Here is a 13,860-nt window from a genome sequence, read left to right as displayed (position 1 = left end):
CACGCGTCCGCCCGCCCGGTGACGTCCGTACGATCTGGACCGTGCGTGACATCGCCGTGTTCAGCGGAACCGCCCATCCCGAGCTCGCCGCCGAGATCTGTGCCCACCTCGACGTCCCGTTGCATCCCGTGCGGGTCTCCCGGTTCGCCAACGACTGCCTGGAGGTGCAGTTGCAGGCGAACTGCCGGGAGCGCGACGTCTTCCTCATCCAGCCGCTGGTGCCGCCCGTCCAGGAGCACCTGGTCGAGCTGCTGCTCATGATCGACGCGGCCCGGGGCGCGTCCGCCGGCCGGATCACCGTGGTGCTGCCGCACTACGCGTACGCGCGGTCGGACAAGAAGGACGCCCCGCGGATCTCCATCGGCGGGCGGCTCGTCGCCGACCTGCTCACCTCGGCCGGGGCGCACCGGGTGCTGGCGCTGACCCTGCACTCGCCGCAGGTGCACGGCTTCTTCAGCGTCCCCGTCGACCACCTGCACGCGCTGCGCGAGCTGGCCACCCACTTCCGCCGCTACGACCTGACGAACACCGTGGTGGTCTCGCCGGACCTGGGCAACGCCAAGGAGGCCGCGGCCTTCGCCCGGATGCTCGGCACCCCGGTGGCGGCCGGGGCGAAGCAGCGGTTCAGCGACGACCGGGTCGAGATCAGCACGGTGATCGGCGACGTGGACGACCGGGACGTGATCGTCCTCGACGACGAGATCGCCAAGGGCAGCACGGTGATCGAGCTGATGGCGCACCTGCGCGACCGGAAGGTGCGCTCGATCCGGCTCGCCTGCACCCACGGGCTCTTCTCCAGCGGCGCGCTGGAGCGGCTCAGCGGGCAGGAGGGGGTGCTGGAGATCGTCTGCACCAACACGGTGCCGATCCCGGTTCAAAAGCGGGTGCCGAAGCTGGAGATCCTCTCGGTGGCGCCCGCGCTGGCCGAGGCGATGCGGCGGATCCACAACGGCGAGTCGGTCAGCGCGCTCTTCGGCTGAGACCGGCCGGGTCAGTCGACGCTCGGGCCGCCCGCGGGGCGCAGCGCCTGGGTCAGCGCGCTGATCCGTACCGTGGTGCCGGCCGGGCTGGTCTCGACCTCCATGGCGTCGCTCAGCTCCCGGGCCAGCCAGAGGCCCCACCCGCCGGCGGTGTCCGGGGCCGGGCGGCTGCGGTCGTCGAGCCGCTGTGCGCTGATGCCCCGGCCGTGGTCGGAGACCTCGCAGACCAGCTCGTCGGCCCCCCGCCACAGCCGCAGCCAGCCCTGGCCGCCGCCGTGCCGCACCGCGTTGGTGATCAGCTCGTTGACGGCCAGCACGAAGTCGTCCAGGCGCTGGCCGTCCAGCCCGGCGGCGTGTGCGCAGGAGGTGACCGAGTGTCGCAGCTGGGTCACCTGGGCCTGGCCGAAGGCTTCGGCGATGAGGAGGGAGGGTTCGATGGGCACAACCGTACGCGGCGTGGGCGGTTCTGCGTTCGTCATGGCCCTGTCCCGACAGCGGGTCTTGCAGTTTTCGCGACATTTCCACCGTACGTCAGGGTTCTCCGTCCCGCGACCGGCGGCCCTGCCGGGCAGGCCGGTCGCTGTGGCATCGTGACGGCCATGTCGTCGCCACCGGCCGGTCTCGAGGGGCCGCTCTGGCGCTCCATCGCCGTCTTCCGCTTCGCCTCCCTGGGGTACGTCTGCCTGCTGGTGCTCCGCGACGCCGACCGGTACGCCCACCCGCTCGCCGCCGGCGCCGTCCTGCTGGGGATGCTGGCCTGGTCCGGGGTGACCGCCGCCGGCTACGCCCGGCCGGCGAACCGGCGCTGGCCGCTGCTCCTGGCCGACCTCGGCGTCGTGCTCGTCGTGCTCGCCGTCTCCCCGTGGGTGGTCGGCCGGGCGGCGCTGGCGGCCGGCGTGCCGACCCTGGCCGTGGTCTGGCTGGCCGGCCCGGTGCTGGCCTGGGCGGTCTCCGGCGGGCGGCGGCGCGGTGCGGTCGCGGCGCTGGCGCTGGGCGCGGCGGACCTGGCCAGCCGGGGGCGGATCGGCCCCTCCTCGCTCACCGGGGTGATCCTGCTGCTGCTGGCCGGGGTGATCGTCGGGCACGTGGCGCGGTTGGCGGTGACCGCCGAGGAGCGGTTGCACCGGGCGGTGCAACTGGAGGCGGCCACCCGCGAGCGGGAGCGGCTGGCCCGGGGCATCCACGACTCGGTGCTCCAGGTGCTGGCCCTGGTGCAGCGGCGCGGCGCCCACCTCGACGGGGAGGCCGGTGAGCTGGCCCGGCTCGCCGGCGAGCAGGAGGCGGCGCTGCGCGCGTTGATCTCCGGGGTCGACCCGGTGCCCGCCGCCGACGCGGCGGGCGGCACCCTGGACCTGCGCGCCCTGCTCGGCCGGTACGCCTCGGCGGCGGTCTCCGTCTCCGCCCCGGCGACCCCGGTCCCGCTGCCCGCCCGGGTCGCCCGGGAGTTGGCCGCGGCCACCGGGGCGGCGCTGGACAACGTGCGGCGGCACGCCGACGGCCGTGCCTGGGTGCTGGTCGAGGACGAGGGGAAGACGGTGACCGTGTCGGTGCGCGACGCCGGCCCGGGCATCGGAGAGGGCCGGCTGGCCGAGGCGGCGCGGCAGGGGCGGCTGGGCATGAGCCAGTCGATCCGGGGCCGGATCGCCGACCTCGGCGGCGAGGTGCGGATCGTCTCCGCGCCCGGGGAGGGCACCGAGGTGGAGCTGGTGGTACCGAGGGAGGACGGGTGAGCGGGGTACGGGTGATGGTGGTCGACGACCACCCCATGTGGCGGGAGGGGGTGGCCCGGGACCTCACCGAGGCGGGCCACACGGTGGTGGCGACCAGCGGCGAGGGGCGGCAGGCGGTCCGGGTGGCCGCCGCGGCCCGGCCCGACGTCGTGGTGCTCGACCTCCAGCTGCCCGACATCTCGGGGGTGGAGGTGATCCGGGGGCTGCGTGCCGTGCTGCCCGAGGTGCGGGTGCTGATGCTCTCGGCCAGCGGCGAGCAGCAGGGCGTGCTGGACGCGGTGAAGGCCGGCGCCACCGGCTACCTGATGAAGTCCGCCGCCCCGGCCGAGTTCCTGGACGCGGTCCGCCGCACCGCCGCCGGGGAGCCGGTCTTCACGCCCGGCCTGGCGGGACTTGTGCTCGGGGAGTACCGCCGGCTGGCCGTCGCCGGGGAGGGCGGGGCGCGGCCGGGCCGGGACGACGCGGCACCCCGGCTCACCGAGCGGGAGACCGAGGTGCTGCGGCTGGTCGCCAAGGGGCTGTCGTACCGGCAGATCGCCGAGCGACTGGGGCTCTCGCACCGCACCGTGCAGAACCACGTCCAGAACACGCTGGGCAAGCTCCAGCTGCACAACCGGGTCGAGCTGACCCGCTACGCGATCGAGCGCGGGCTCGACGACTGAGTGGCTGTCGGGGTCAGTGCGACTCCGGCGGCCGGGTCTCGTGCATCGCCAGCTCCTCGGCGGTGGCCCCGCCGCCGGCGGAGCCCGCGTCGTAGGCGACCGAGTCGGTCTCCTGGTCGGTGTGCGCCCCCTCGTCCGGTTCGACCAGCCGGCCCACCTGGGAGTCGGCGATCGTGCCCAGCTGACCGTGGTCGTAGATGGAGACCGGCGAGCGCGGGTCCGAGGTGGGACCGGGGTTCATCACGTCGGCGTCCAGCTGCGCCTCGGCGGCGGCCTCGTCGCTGTCCGCCTCGGCGGCGATGTCCGGGTCGACCGGGCCGGCCAGCGGGTCGTCGGCGGGGCGCTCGTACTGCTCCCGCTGGAGCTTGTAGTCCAGCGACTCCCCGTCGAGCTGCTCCTCGGCCGTGGTGCCGAACTTGTCCACCGCGACGGGCGTCCGGTCGCCGGGCAACTGGGCCGGCTCCGGGCCGTCCGCCTCGCGGCCGGTGTTGAGGTCGTCGTTGGCGGTGGAGTCGTCGTCGGCGGTCTGCGGCAGGCCCTCCGCCTCAGGGTCGGAGAGGGGGGTCGGGTACTCGTCGTCGCGCATGACTGATCACTACCCACTGCCATGCCCCGGGTAACCGGGAACGGACTCCGCGATCGGGATGAAACGGGAGAAGTCAGCCCTGGCGCGCGGCTTCGTCCTCGGCGTGCAGCACGCACCAGACCACCTTGCCGCCCGGGACCGGCGTGCTGCCCCACCGCCGGGCCACCGTGTCGATCAGCAGCAGGCCACGGCCCCCGGTCGAGGTGAGCGGGGCCAGGCCGGCGTACGCGGGCTGCCGCGGGGAGTGGTCGCGGACCGCCACGTGCAGCGAACTGTCGCGCGGCGCGATCCGGACCGTCATCGGGGTCCGCGCGTGGGCCACCACGTTGTTGACCATCTCGGTCACCGCGATGGACGCCGGCTCGGCCAGCTGCGGCACGCCCCAGCGGGCGCAACCGTCGGCGACCATCTCCCGGGCGTGGCGGGCCGCGCCCACCACGGGCGCGAGGTCGGCCGCGAGCAGCGCCGCCATCGGGGTACGGGCCAGCGCGGCGGTCGCCTCGTCGGCGGTCGGGTACACCGGCAGCCCGGTCGCGTCGGTGTCGGTGACCGTACCGGCCGGGTCGAGCACCAGCAGGTCGGCGGCGGGCCAGTCGGCGACCGTGCGGCGGACCTCGGCCAGCAGTCGTGCGGCGGTGTCGCCGGTGGAGCGCAGCAGGGCCACGTCGACCACGATCGGGCCGGGCCGGTCGGTGAGCCGGGCCAGCAGGGCGTCGCGTACCCGGTCGGCGGCGATCGGCTCCAGCACGCCGCTCAGCCGTACGGTCGCGGACGTCTCGTCCGCCTCCACCAGGCATCGCGCGTCGGTCGGCATGATCGTCCCATTGTGCATGCCGGGGGCGGTGCGCGCACCCGGCCGCTCCGGGCCGCTCATCGCCGTTCGGCCCGCGACCGACGGGTCATCGCGGCCACCGTACCGACCGCGGTGCCGGCGGCGGCCAGCCCGAAGGCGGCGCTCACCCGGACCAGTTGCCGGCGCCGGCCGTGCCAGCCACCCTCGCGCTCCGCCGCGGCGTCGGCGCGGAAGACGTTGCCGGTGCTGTCCGCCGCTCCGGACGGCCCGAACTGCGTCCGGTGCGCGTACCAGCCCAGGACCCGCTCGGCCAGCGCCGGCGCGAGCCGCCACTGCAGGCCGAGCAGCCGGGCCGCGCCGCCGGCGTACGCCTCCCGGCGGGGCCGGCGCAGCAGCCGGACGATGGTCTCGGCCACCATCTCGGGCGCGTACACCGGTGGCGGTGGGACGAGCTCGCGGCCGGTGTGGTTGCCGGCGTGCCGGAAGAACGGGGTGTCGATGGTGGCCGGCAGCACCGTGCAGATCGAGATGTTGCCCCGGCCGGTGACCCGCAGCTCCTGCCGGACCGTGTCGGCCAGTCCCCGGATGCCGTGCTTGGTGGCGTTGTACGCCGACTGGTAGGGCATCGCCACCTCGGCCAGCACCGAGGCGTTGTTGACCAGCACCCCGCCACCGGAGAGGCTCAGCCAGGGCAGTGCGGCCCGGATGCCGTACGCCGCGCCCAGCAGGTTGACCTCCAGTACCCGGCGGAACTCCGTCACCGGGATCTCGTCGAAGAGCCCGACCGCGCTGACCGCCGCGTTGTTCACCCAGCCGTCGATCCGGCCGTACTCGGCCGCCGCGCGGGCGGCCAGCTCCTCGACCGCCACCGGATCGGTGACGTCGGTGGGCACCACCAGCGCCCGTCCGCCCAGTTCCCGGGAGCGCCGGGCGACCTCCTCGAGGGCGGACTCGCTGCGGGCGGCGAGGACGACGTCGGCGCCCCGGCGGGCCAGCGCGTACGCCGTGGCGGTACCGATGCCGCTGGAGGCGCCGGTGACCACCACGACGGCGTCCGAGAGACTGCGGGTGAGCGGCATTCTTCGTCGGTACCCCGCCCAGGGTGGGTCATGCAGCCGGACCGGGACGGATCGCGGCCGCCGCGTGGGTCCGCCGTCCGGCGCTGCGGGCCACCGCCGGACGCCCGCTCCGGAGGCTGTGGAACCGATGACGTAAACGGATCACCCGGGCCGGCCGCCGGCAGGGCCTCGCCCGCCCGGCCCGGCACCCCGTCAGGGCGCATCGGACCTGCGGAAATCCGGGCGGCGGCGGCCGGCGGTCCGCCGCGTGCCACGGTGTCCGGACCTGGGCTGCGAAGCCCTTCCGACTGCTCCCGATCTGCCAGGTTTGGGCTCGTCGGGGCTCGGTTAATGGGACCCTCTGACCGGAGGACCATCCCTCACGAATCGCATGGAGGTGCACCATGCGCGTCGGCCTCGTCTGCGCGCACGCCGGCACGGCCCGGCATGCGGACGCCCCCGCCGTCGGCACCCACGAACACATCGCCCGGGTCGCCGCCGAGCTGGCCGGGCGCGGCCACGACGTACGGGTCTACGAGCGCCGGGAGGACTCCGCCCTGCCCGAGGTCGTCGAGGTGGACGGCTACCGCCTCGAGCGGGTGCCGGTCGGCCCGCCCGCCCCGCTGCCCACCGCCGAGCTGGTGCCCTACGTGTCGGAGTTCGGCCGCTGGCTGGCCGACCGCTGGTCCGGCGAGTGGACCCCGGAGGTGGTGCACGGGCACTACTGGATCGGTGGCCTGGCCGCCGCCCACGCGGTACGCGAGACGGACATCCCGGTCGTGCAGACCTTCCACTCCCTCGGCGTCGAGCAGCTGCGCCACCTCGGCCAGGAGTACGGCGGCCCGGGGGAGCGGATCCCGCTGGAGCGGGCGCTGACCCGGGCGGTGGACATCGCGGTCGCCCAGTGCAACGACGAGGTGGACGAGCTGACCCGGATGGGGCTGCAACGCACCTCGGTGGCGATGGTCCCCGCCGGGGTGGACATCGAGCAGTTCCACCCCGACGGCGAGGCGGCCCCCCGGGACCGGCGAGCCCGCATCCTCTCCGTCGGCGGGCTCTCGCCCGGCCACGGCCAGGAGGACCTGATCCGGGCGATGCGCCTGGTCGGCGACGCCGAACTGGTCATCGCCGGTGGCCCGCCGCCGGAGCAGCTGGCCACCCATGCCGAGGCCCGCCGCCTGCGCGAGCTGGCCGAGCGGACCGGGGTCGCCGACCAGGTGAAGCTGGTCGGAGCCGTGCCGCACGACCAGATGGCCACCTGGTACCGCTCGGCCGACGTGGTGGCCTGCACCCCGCACTACTCCTCCGCCGGCCGGGTGTCGCTGGAGGCGATGGCCTGCGGCGTCCCGGTCGTCGGGTACGCGATGGGCGGCATCGCCGACGCGGTGGTCGACGAGGTCACCGGGCGGCTGGTGCCCCCGGGTGACGTCCGCACGCTGGGCGTGACGCTGCGCCGGCTGCTGGCCGACAACGCCGGGCGGTTCGCGTACGGGCACGCGGCGGTGGACCGGGTGCGGTGCAGCTACACGTGGGAGCGCACCGCCAGCGCCCTGGAACGGCTCTACGAGCGGGTGGTGCTCCGGCGCAAGCCGGTCGAGGCCTGACCCCGACGGTCAAACTGGGGGCCGGCCGGAGCCGGCGCCGACCGCGACCCGGGCCCGGGGCCGGGCGACGGCGTGGTGGTGCTGCGGCTCGGCGTACCGGGTGAGCCCGATGACCGCGGCGAGGGTGACCAGGAAGCCGACCGCGGCCAGCCACTCCCGGCCCGGCCAGATCCGGTCGTTGAGCAGCACCAGGCCGACGATCGCCGCGGGCACCGCCCCGGCGGCGTCCATCGCGGCGACGGCGGCCGTGGTGGAGCCGCGCTGCATCGCCAGCCCGAGCAGCAACTGCCCGACCAGCGAGTGCGCGATCAGCAGGTAGAGCAGCGGGTCCTGGAGGAACGCCTCGGCCGACGACGCGGACGCCAGCGGCCGGGCCGCGACCGCGGCGGCGGAGAACGCCATCCCGGCCAGCGAGCCGAGCGCCACCGACCCGGGCGGCCCGTGCAGGCGTACGGCGAAGAAGCCGAGCACCCCGATGCCGCCCAGCGCCACGGCCAGGGCGACCAGACCGGCGGTGCCGAGGGACTTCGACGGGGCCGGCTGGGCGGAGAGCACCAACGCGGTGATCCCGCCGAAGAGCAGCACCAGCAGGGCCACCTCCGCCTTCGGCAGCCGCCACTTGAGCACCACCACGCCCAGCACGGCGGTGACGCCCAGACCGGCGGCCACGCTGGCCTGCACCAGGAACAGCGGCAGGTCCCGGCGGGCCAGGAAGGCCAGCACGAACCCGGCCACCTGGCAGAGCAGGCCGACCAGGTAGGTGCGGTGCACGGCCAGCCGCAGCAGCAGCCCCGGATCGAAGGTGTGGTGCACCGTCGTCCGCGCGGCGGCGACCGACTGCAACATGTTGGCGAAGCCGTACGCGACGATCATGGCCGCGAGGAAGCACCAACCGGAGGACACCACCTGGCGAGGATAGAGGGTGCCCGGGGGTCAGCGCTCGGTTGGCCGAGCCAGCCGGTCGAGGATGTCGGTGTGCAGCAGGCCGTTGCTGGCCACCGCGCTGTTCTCCCCGGAACCATTCCCGGCAGGGGCGGGACGCCCCGACAGGTCGGTGAAGGAGCCCCCGGCCTCGGTGACGACCGGCACCAGCGCGGCGATGTCCCACAGCGACAACTCGGGCTCCACCATGACGTCCAGTGCACCCTCGGCCAGCAGCATGTAACCGTAGAAGTCGCCGTACGCGCGGCTGCGCCAGGTGTCCCGCATCAGCTGGAGCATCGCGCCCAGCCGGCCCGCCTCCTCCCAGCCGGTGAGCGACGAGTAGCAGAAGCTCGCGTCGGCCAGGTCGCCGACGGCGGAGACCCGGATCGGTGTCCCGGAGGCGGCGTCCGGCCCGGCGTACGCGCCCTCGCCGAGCGCGCCCCACCACCGGCGGCCCAGCGCCGGGGCGGAGACCAGCCCGACCACCGGACGATCACCGTCCAGCAGCGCGATCAGCGTGGCCCAGACCGGCACCCCGCGGACGAAGTTCTTCGTGCCGTCGATCGGGTCCACCACCCAGCGCCGACCACCCGGCCCGGCGGCGGGCTGCTCGCCGTACTCCTCGCCGAGCAGGCCGTCGCCGGGGCGCCGGTCGGCCAGCAGCGCGCGGATCTCCCGCTCCACGGCGGTGTCCGCGTCGGAGACGGGGGTGAGGTCCGGCTTGGCCTCCACCCGCAGGTCGAGGGCGCGGAAGCGGGCCGTGGAGATGGCGTCGGCGGCGTCCGCGAGCTGATGGGCGAGGGCGATGTCGTCGGCGTACCCGGTCATGGCAGGAACGGTAGTCACGGCCGGTTCAGGACCCGGCGAGCGGGTCGCCCGGATTGCGCTGGTCGGCCTCGCCGCGCGGGTCACCCTCCCCGGACCGGGAGGCCAGCAGGCGACGGTACGACGCCAGCCGGCGCGGGTCGGCCTTGCCGGCGGCCACCCAGGCGTCCAGCGCGCAGTCCGTGGCGTCGGCGGTGTGCGGGCAGTTCGGCGGGCAGTCCACCGTCGCCTCGACCAGGTCGGAGAAGCCGTGCAGCAGGCTCTCCGCCGAGACGTGCGCGAGCCCGAAGCTGCGGACTCCGGGGGTGTCGACGATCCATCCCAGGTCGCCACCGGCACCCGGCGAGGGCGGCAACGGCAGCGCCACGGCGCTGGTCGAGGTGTGCCGGCCCCGGCCGATCGCGCTGACCACGCCGACCGCCCGCGCGGCGTCCGGCACCAGGCGGTTGACCAGCGTCGACTTGCCCACCCCGGAGTGCCCGACCATGACCGACACCCGGCCGGCGAGCAGCGCCCGCAGCGCGTCGAGGTCGGAGTCCGGGCGGATGAGCACGTACGGCAGTTCCAGCTCGGCGTAGTAGCCGAGCACCTGCTCCGGCCCGGCCAGGTCGGCCTTGGTCAGGCAGAGCAGCGGCTCGATGCCGGCGTCGTACGCGGCCACCAGGCAGCGGTCGATGAACCCGGTACGCGGCGGCGGGTCGGCCAGCGCGCTGACGATCACCAGCTGGTCGGCGTTGGCGACCACCACCCGTTCCAGCCGCCCCTCGGCGGTGGTCGCGTCGTCCTCGGCGGTCCGCCGCAGCACCGAGCGCCGCTCGGCGATCCGGACGATCCGGGCCAGCGCGCCGGCCGCCCCGGAGGTGTCCCCGACCAGCGCCACCCGGTCGCCGACCACCACCGACTTGCGCCCCAGCTCCCGGGCCCGCATCGCGGTCACGGTCTCCTCCACGGCGCCGCCGGGCAGCACGCAGGTGTAGCGGCCCCGGTCGACGGCGATCACGAAGCCGTCGACCGCGTCCTCGTGCCGGGGGCGGGTGCGGGTGCGTGGACGCGAGGACTTCCCGGGCCGGACCCGTACGTCGTCCTCGTCGTACTCCCGCCGTCTGGTCGCCAGGACCGCCCCCTTCTCGCCTCAGTTCTTGCCGGTCACCATTGCCGACCATAGTGCCGGGAACTCGGGCATGGTCTTGGAGGTACACGCGACGTCGTCCACCTCGATGCCGGGGACGGCCAGCCCGGCCACCGCGGCGGCGTGCGCCATCCGGTGGTCGGCGTACGTGCGGAAGGTGCCGCCGCGCAGCGGGCGGGGCCGGATCTCCAGCCCGTCGGCGGACTCGGTGAGGTCCGCGCCGAGCGCGGTGAACTCGTGGGCCAGGGCGGCGATCCGGTCGGTCTCGTGACCGCGGATGTGCTCGATGCCGGTGAACCGGGACGGGGAGTCGGCCAGCATGGCCAGCGCCGTCAGCGCCGGGGTCAGCTCGCTGACGTCGGAGAGGTCGGCCTCCAGGCCGTGCACGGTGCCGGTGCCGCGCACGGTCAGGCCGGAGGTGCCGAGGGTCACTTCGCCGCCCATCCGGTGCAGCAGCGACCGGAGCTGCTCGACCGGCTGCGCGCTGCTGCGCGGCCAGCCCTGCAACGTCACCTCGCCGCCGGTGACCAGCGCGGCGGCGAAGAACGGGACCGCCCCGGAGAGGTCCGGCTCGATCTCCCAGCCGCGCCCGGCCAGCGGACCGGGCTCGACCACCCAGACGTCCGGGACGCTGTCGTCGACCGCCGCGCCGGCCGCCCGGAGCATCTGCACGGTCATCCGCAGGTGCGGGGCGGAGGGGACGGGCGGGCCCTCGTGGCGGACCACCACGCCCCGGTCGAAGCGGGCACCGGCGAGCAGCAGGCCGGAGACGAGCTGACTGGAGGCGGAGGCGTCGATCACCACCTCGCCGCCGGTGACCCGGCCGGCGCCCTGCACGGTCAGCGGCAGGCTGCCTTCGGCCGGGGCCTCGACGCGGACGCCGAGCGACCGCAGCGCGCCGATCAGCGGGCCGAGCGGACGGACCCGGGCCTGCGGGTCGCCGTCGAAGGTGACCCGCCCCTCGGCGAGTCCGGCGACCGGCGGTGCGAAACGCATCACCGTGCCGGCCAGCCCGACGTCGACGTGGGCCGGCCCGACCAGCCGGTGCGGCCGGACCAGCCAGCGTTCGTCGTCGGAGATCGACATGTGCGCGCCCATCGCCCGCAGCCCGCCGGCCATCAGCTCGGTGTCCCGCGCGCGCAGCGGTCCGTGCAGCGTCGATGGACCGTTGGCCAGGGCGCTGAGCACCAGCGCCCTGGCGGTCATCGACTTCGAGCCGGGCAGGCGCAGCGTCGAGGCGACCGGGTCGCTGGCGGTCGGTGCGGTCCACGGCTGCGGCGGCCGGGTCGCGGTCGGATTCCCCACGGTTACATTCTGCCAAGGTCGCCGGCCCTGGGGAGCCGGCCGTCGGCCTGCTCCCGGTTGGCGGGACAGCCGGGAAGCCGGCGGGGCGTTAGCGTGTGCGCCATGTGCGGGAGGTACGCCACGACCCGGAGCGCCGGTGACCTGAGCGCGCTGTTCGAGTCGTACGACGACACCGACGGCCGGCTCGGGCCGGACCACAACGTCGCGCCGACCGACCCGGTGCCCCTGGTCCGGGTCGACGCCGAGGGTGGCCGGGTGCTGTCGGCCGGGCGCTGGGGCCTGGTGCCGCACTGGTCCCGCTCGGCGGCCGGCGCCGCCCGCATGATCAACGCGCGGGCCGAGACGGTCGCCACCAGCCGGGCGTACGCCGACCCGTTCGCCCGTCGGCGCTGCCTGGTCCCCGCCGACGGCTGGTACGAGTGGGTGCGGCGCCCCGCCGGCGGCAAGCAGCCCTACTACATGACCCCGCGCGACGGCTCGGTGCTGGCCTTCGCGGGCATCTGGTCGCGCTGGGAGTCGCTGCTCACCTTCAGCGTGCTCACCACCGCCGCGGTGGGGAAGCTGGCCGAGGTGCACGACCGGATGCCGCTGCTGCTGCCCGCCGACCGCTGGGCGACCTGGCTCGGGCCGGTCGACGAGCCGGCCACGCTGCTCGCCCCGCCGCCGCTCGACTGGCTCGCCAATCTGGAGATCCGGCCGGTGGGTCCGGCGGTGGGCGACGTCCGCAACGATGGTCCGGGGCTGATCGAGCGGGTACGGCTGCCCGAGGAGCGGGTCGAAGAGGAGGAAATGACGCTGTTCTGAGTGCGATTCGCGACATTGTCGCGTACGAATTGCCAGAGTTCCGGGCGAAATTTCGCTCGGATCTTCAGTCATCTTTGTGCACACCCCCTTGTCTGCGTGTCCGCGGGTGCGATAGAACACAGCGCCGGCACTGGGAGCGTCTTCGCGCGGTGCGTACGACGCCCGTCGATCTTGCCGGTCCCACGGGGGAGGTGGGTGTGATGACCCGGGCGCGTATGCCCCGACCGCACGAGGTGGCCGCCGCACGACGAGATCCGCGACTGTTGCGGGCGTTGCGCGAACGCCGCCAGGACGAGGCCTGGCGGACCAGAGGGACCTGTCAGAGCGTCGATCCGGAGACATTCTTTCCGGCGCCGAACGAGCCGGCCGACGCCGCCGTCGCGCTCTGCCGCAGCTGCGACGTGCAGGGGTCGTGCCTGGCCTGGGCGCTGGAGGTGGGCGACTGCCACGGCGTCTGGGGTGGCACCACGCCGCGCGAACGCCGGGCGATGCTGGTCGCCTGGCGCAGCGAGGTGCAACCGGATCCGGACGCCGCCGACGACGCGGGTCCACCGGTGCGCGACCGCCTGCTGACGCTGGTGCCGCTCAGCTAGCGCGCCGTGGCCCGGCCGCTCGGCTTGTCGGCCGGCTCGCCGTGCCGGGGCGCCCGGCGGCGCAGAATGGGTCGGTGCCGCACCACGACGAGATCGACACGCCACGGGGACCGGCCCGGGTCGAGACCGACCTGCCGACCGGCCCGCCGGCCGCCCTGCTCGTGCTCGGGCACGGCGCGGGCGGTGACGTGGACGCCCCCGACCTGCTCGCGGTCCGGGACGCGGCCGTCGGCGCGGGGGTGGCGGTGGCGCGGGTGACCCAGCCGTACCGGGTGGCCGGGCGGCGGGCGCCGGCACCGGCCGGGCACCTCGACGAGGCGTGGACGACGGTGGTCGCCGCGCTGCGCACCCGGCACCCGGACGTGTCGCTGCTGGTCGGCGGGCGGTCCAGCGGTGCCCGGGTGGCCTGCCGTACTGCGGCGGCGGTCGGCGCGGTCGGCGTGGTCGCGCTGGCCTTCCCGCTGCACCCGCCGGGCCGGCCGGAGCGGTCACGCGCGGCCGAGCTGCTGACCGGACTGCCGACCCTGGTGGTCAACGGCGACCGGGACCCCTTCGGCGTGCCCGACGCCGACGCCTCGGTACGCGTGGTCGTCCGCCCCGGTGAGCGTCACGACCTGCGCAAGGACCCGGCCGCCGTGGCCACGGCCGTGCTCGCCTGGCTCCGCGAGCGGGGCTGGGCGTCGCCCTGAGCCACGGCGGGTGGCCGGCCGCCGTCCATCACTGTCAGTGATCTGCTGGGAGTGGGATGCGGCCGCGAGCGTGATACCTCAGAGGCATCTTGATACCTCCGAGGTATCACGCTGACAACGGTTTCCCCGAGGGCCACGACCGGCGGCGAGGGCGGAACGGCCGCAGTCGTCGCCGCCC

15 protein-coding genes are annotated in these 13,860 nt (G+C 75.1%); 7 read left to right on the top strand and 8 right to left on the bottom strand.

All coding sequences use genetic code 11. From position 1 onward, the window contains the following. Window positions 1-41 precede the first annotated feature (41 nt). The gene (locus V6U88_RS01250; RefSeq protein ID WP_334449131.1) at window positions 42-980 is read left to right on the top strand and encodes a ribose-phosphate diphosphokinase; all 939 of its coding nucleotides are present in this window, start codon (window positions 42-44) and stop codon (window positions 978-980) included. Window positions 981-991: 11 nt separating this feature from the next. Here the strand turns inward: V6U88_RS01250 and V6U88_RS01245 are convergent, their stop codons facing one another. Further along, window positions 992-1,459, bottom strand: coding sequence for an ATP-binding protein (locus V6U88_RS01245; RefSeq protein WP_334449130.1), 468 nt, complete (start codon window positions 1,457-1,459; stop codon window positions 992-994). A 120-nt stretch (window positions 1,460-1,579) separates the two neighbouring features. Between V6U88_RS01245 and macS the strand changes: the two genes are divergently transcribed. Both macS and V6U88_RS01235 read left to right on the top strand, forming a co-directional pair. Then, the gene (macS, locus tag V6U88_RS01240; RefSeq protein ID WP_334449129.1) at window positions 1,580-2,710 is read left to right on the top strand and encodes a MacS family sensor histidine kinase; all 1,131 of its coding nucleotides are present in this window, start codon (window positions 1,580-1,582) and stop codon (window positions 2,708-2,710) included. A 14-nt stretch (window positions 2,711-2,724) separates the two neighbouring features. Beyond that, entirely contained in the window at window positions 2,725-3,372 is a 648-nt protein-coding gene (locus V6U88_RS01235) for a response regulator transcription factor (RefSeq protein ID WP_334449866.1), read from the top strand. A gap of 13 nt (window positions 3,373-3,385) precedes the next feature. Here the strand turns inward: V6U88_RS01235 and V6U88_RS01230 are convergent, their stop codons facing one another. From V6U88_RS01230 to V6U88_RS01220, 3 genes are all read right to left on the bottom strand, one after another. Then, a complete protein-coding gene (locus tag V6U88_RS01230) occupies window positions 3,386-3,958 on the bottom strand; it encodes a DUF5709 domain-containing protein (RefSeq protein ID WP_334449127.1) in 573 nt (190 codons plus the stop codon). A 73-nt stretch (window positions 3,959-4,031) separates the two neighbouring features. After that, complete coding sequence (locus V6U88_RS01225) at window positions 4,032-4,772, bottom strand: ATP-binding protein (protein ID WP_334449126.1); 741 nt, start codon at window positions 4,770-4,772, stop codon at window positions 4,032-4,034. A gap of 56 nt (window positions 4,773-4,828) precedes the next feature. Then, on the bottom strand, window positions 4,829-5,830 hold the full coding sequence (locus tag V6U88_RS01220; protein ID WP_334449124.1) for an SDR family oxidoreductase: 1,002 nt from the start codon (window positions 5,828-5,830) through the stop codon (window positions 4,829-4,831). Between the two features lie 383 nt (window positions 5,831-6,213). Here V6U88_RS01220 and V6U88_RS01215 point away from each other — a divergent pair, with 383 nt between their 5' ends. Beyond that, entirely contained in the window at window positions 6,214-7,413 is a 1,200-nt protein-coding gene (locus V6U88_RS01215) for a glycosyltransferase (RefSeq protein WP_334449122.1), read from the top strand. A 9-nt stretch (window positions 7,414-7,422) separates the two neighbouring features. Here V6U88_RS01215 and V6U88_RS01210 read toward each other — a convergent pair whose 3' ends face one another. From V6U88_RS01210 to aroA, 4 genes are read right to left on the bottom strand one after another with little or no spacing between them, the layout of a single operon-like run. Further along, window positions 7,423-8,319: a hypothetical protein gene (locus V6U88_RS01210; RefSeq protein ID WP_334449121.1), complete on the bottom strand. Its 897-nt coding sequence runs from the start codon at window positions 8,317-8,319 to the stop codon at window positions 7,423-7,425. A gap of 27 nt (window positions 8,320-8,346) precedes the next feature. After that, the gene (gene hisN / locus V6U88_RS01205) at window positions 8,347-9,165 is read right to left on the bottom strand and encodes a histidinol-phosphatase (protein ID WP_334449119.1); all 819 of its coding nucleotides are present in this window, start codon (window positions 9,163-9,165) and stop codon (window positions 8,347-8,349) included. Between the two features lie 25 nt (window positions 9,166-9,190). Next, window positions 9,191-10,276 carry a ribosome small subunit-dependent GTPase A gene (gene rsgA, locus V6U88_RS01200; RefSeq protein ID WP_334449864.1) on the bottom strand — a complete coding sequence of 362 codons (1,086 nt, stop codon included), beginning with the start codon at window positions 10,274-10,276 and terminating at the stop codon, window positions 9,191-9,193. A gap of 18 nt (window positions 10,277-10,294) precedes the next feature. After that, on the bottom strand, window positions 10,295-11,596 hold the full coding sequence (gene aroA, locus V6U88_RS01195) for a 3-phosphoshikimate 1-carboxyvinyltransferase (protein WP_334449116.1): 1,302 nt from the start codon (window positions 11,594-11,596) through the stop codon (window positions 10,295-10,297). A 102-nt stretch (window positions 11,597-11,698) separates the two neighbouring features. Here aroA and V6U88_RS01190 point away from each other — a divergent pair, with 102 nt between their 5' ends. The 3 genes from V6U88_RS01190 (at window position 11,699) to V6U88_RS01180 (ending at window position 13,682) form a co-directional block, all read left to right on the top strand. After that, a complete protein-coding gene (locus V6U88_RS01190; protein WP_334449115.1) occupies window positions 11,699-12,400 on the top strand; it encodes an SOS response-associated peptidase in 702 nt (233 codons plus the stop codon). A gap of 200 nt (window positions 12,401-12,600) precedes the next feature. Next, window positions 12,601-12,993 carry a WhiB family transcriptional regulator gene (locus V6U88_RS01185; protein WP_088979381.1) on the top strand — a complete coding sequence of 131 codons (393 nt, stop codon included), beginning with the start codon at window positions 12,601-12,603 and terminating at the stop codon, window positions 12,991-12,993. Window positions 12,994-13,067: 74 nt separating this feature from the next. Continuing rightward, a complete protein-coding gene (locus V6U88_RS01180; protein ID WP_334449113.1) occupies window positions 13,068-13,682 on the top strand; it encodes an alpha/beta hydrolase family protein in 615 nt (204 codons plus the stop codon). Window positions 13,683-13,860: the final 178 nt, after the last annotated feature.

The organism is Micromonospora sp. CPCC 205739, from assembly GCF_036906795.1.
In the GTDB taxonomy this organism is placed as follows: domain Bacteria; phylum Actinomycetota; class Actinomycetes; order Mycobacteriales; family Micromonosporaceae; genus Micromonospora.
Note: the sequence above shows the minus strand (reverse complement) of the source record. Positions and strands in the feature narration are given on the sequence as shown.

Excerpts from the sequence above, each read along its gene's own strand:
- V6U88_RS01245 (WP_334449130.1), bottom strand. The coding sequence starts at position 1,459 with ATGACGAACGCAGAACCGCCCACGCCGCGTACGGTTGTGCCCATCGAA.
- macS (WP_334449129.1), top strand. The coding sequence starts at position 1,580 with ATGTCGTCGCCACCGGCCGGTCTCGAGGGGCCGCTCTGGCGCTCCATC.
- V6U88_RS01235 (WP_334449866.1), top strand. The coding sequence starts at position 2,725 with ATGGTGGTCGACGACCACCCCATGTGGCGGGAGGGGGTGGCCCGGGAC.
- V6U88_RS01230 (WP_334449127.1), bottom strand. The coding sequence starts at position 3,958 with ATGCGCGACGACGAGTACCCGACCCCCCTCTCCGACCCTGAGGCGGAG.
- V6U88_RS01225 (WP_334449126.1), bottom strand. The coding sequence starts at position 4,772 with ATGCCGACCGACGCGCGATGCCTGGTGGAGGCGGACGAGACGTCCGCG.
- V6U88_RS01220 (WP_334449124.1), bottom strand. The coding sequence starts at position 5,830 with ATGCCGCTCACCCGCAGTCTCTCGGACGCCGTCGTGGTGGTCACCGGC.
- V6U88_RS01215 (WP_334449122.1), top strand. The coding sequence starts at position 6,214 with ATGCGCGTCGGCCTCGTCTGCGCGCACGCCGGCACGGCCCGGCATGCG.
- hisN (WP_334449119.1), bottom strand. The coding sequence starts at position 9,165 with ATGACCGGGTACGCCGACGACATCGCCCTCGCCCATCAGCTCGCGGAC.
- V6U88_RS01190 (WP_334449115.1), top strand. The coding sequence starts at position 11,699 with ATGTGCGGGAGGTACGCCACGACCCGGAGCGCCGGTGACCTGAGCGCG.
- V6U88_RS01185 (WP_088979381.1), top strand. The coding sequence starts at position 12,601 with ATGACCCGGGCGCGTATGCCCCGACCGCACGAGGTGGCCGCCGCACGA.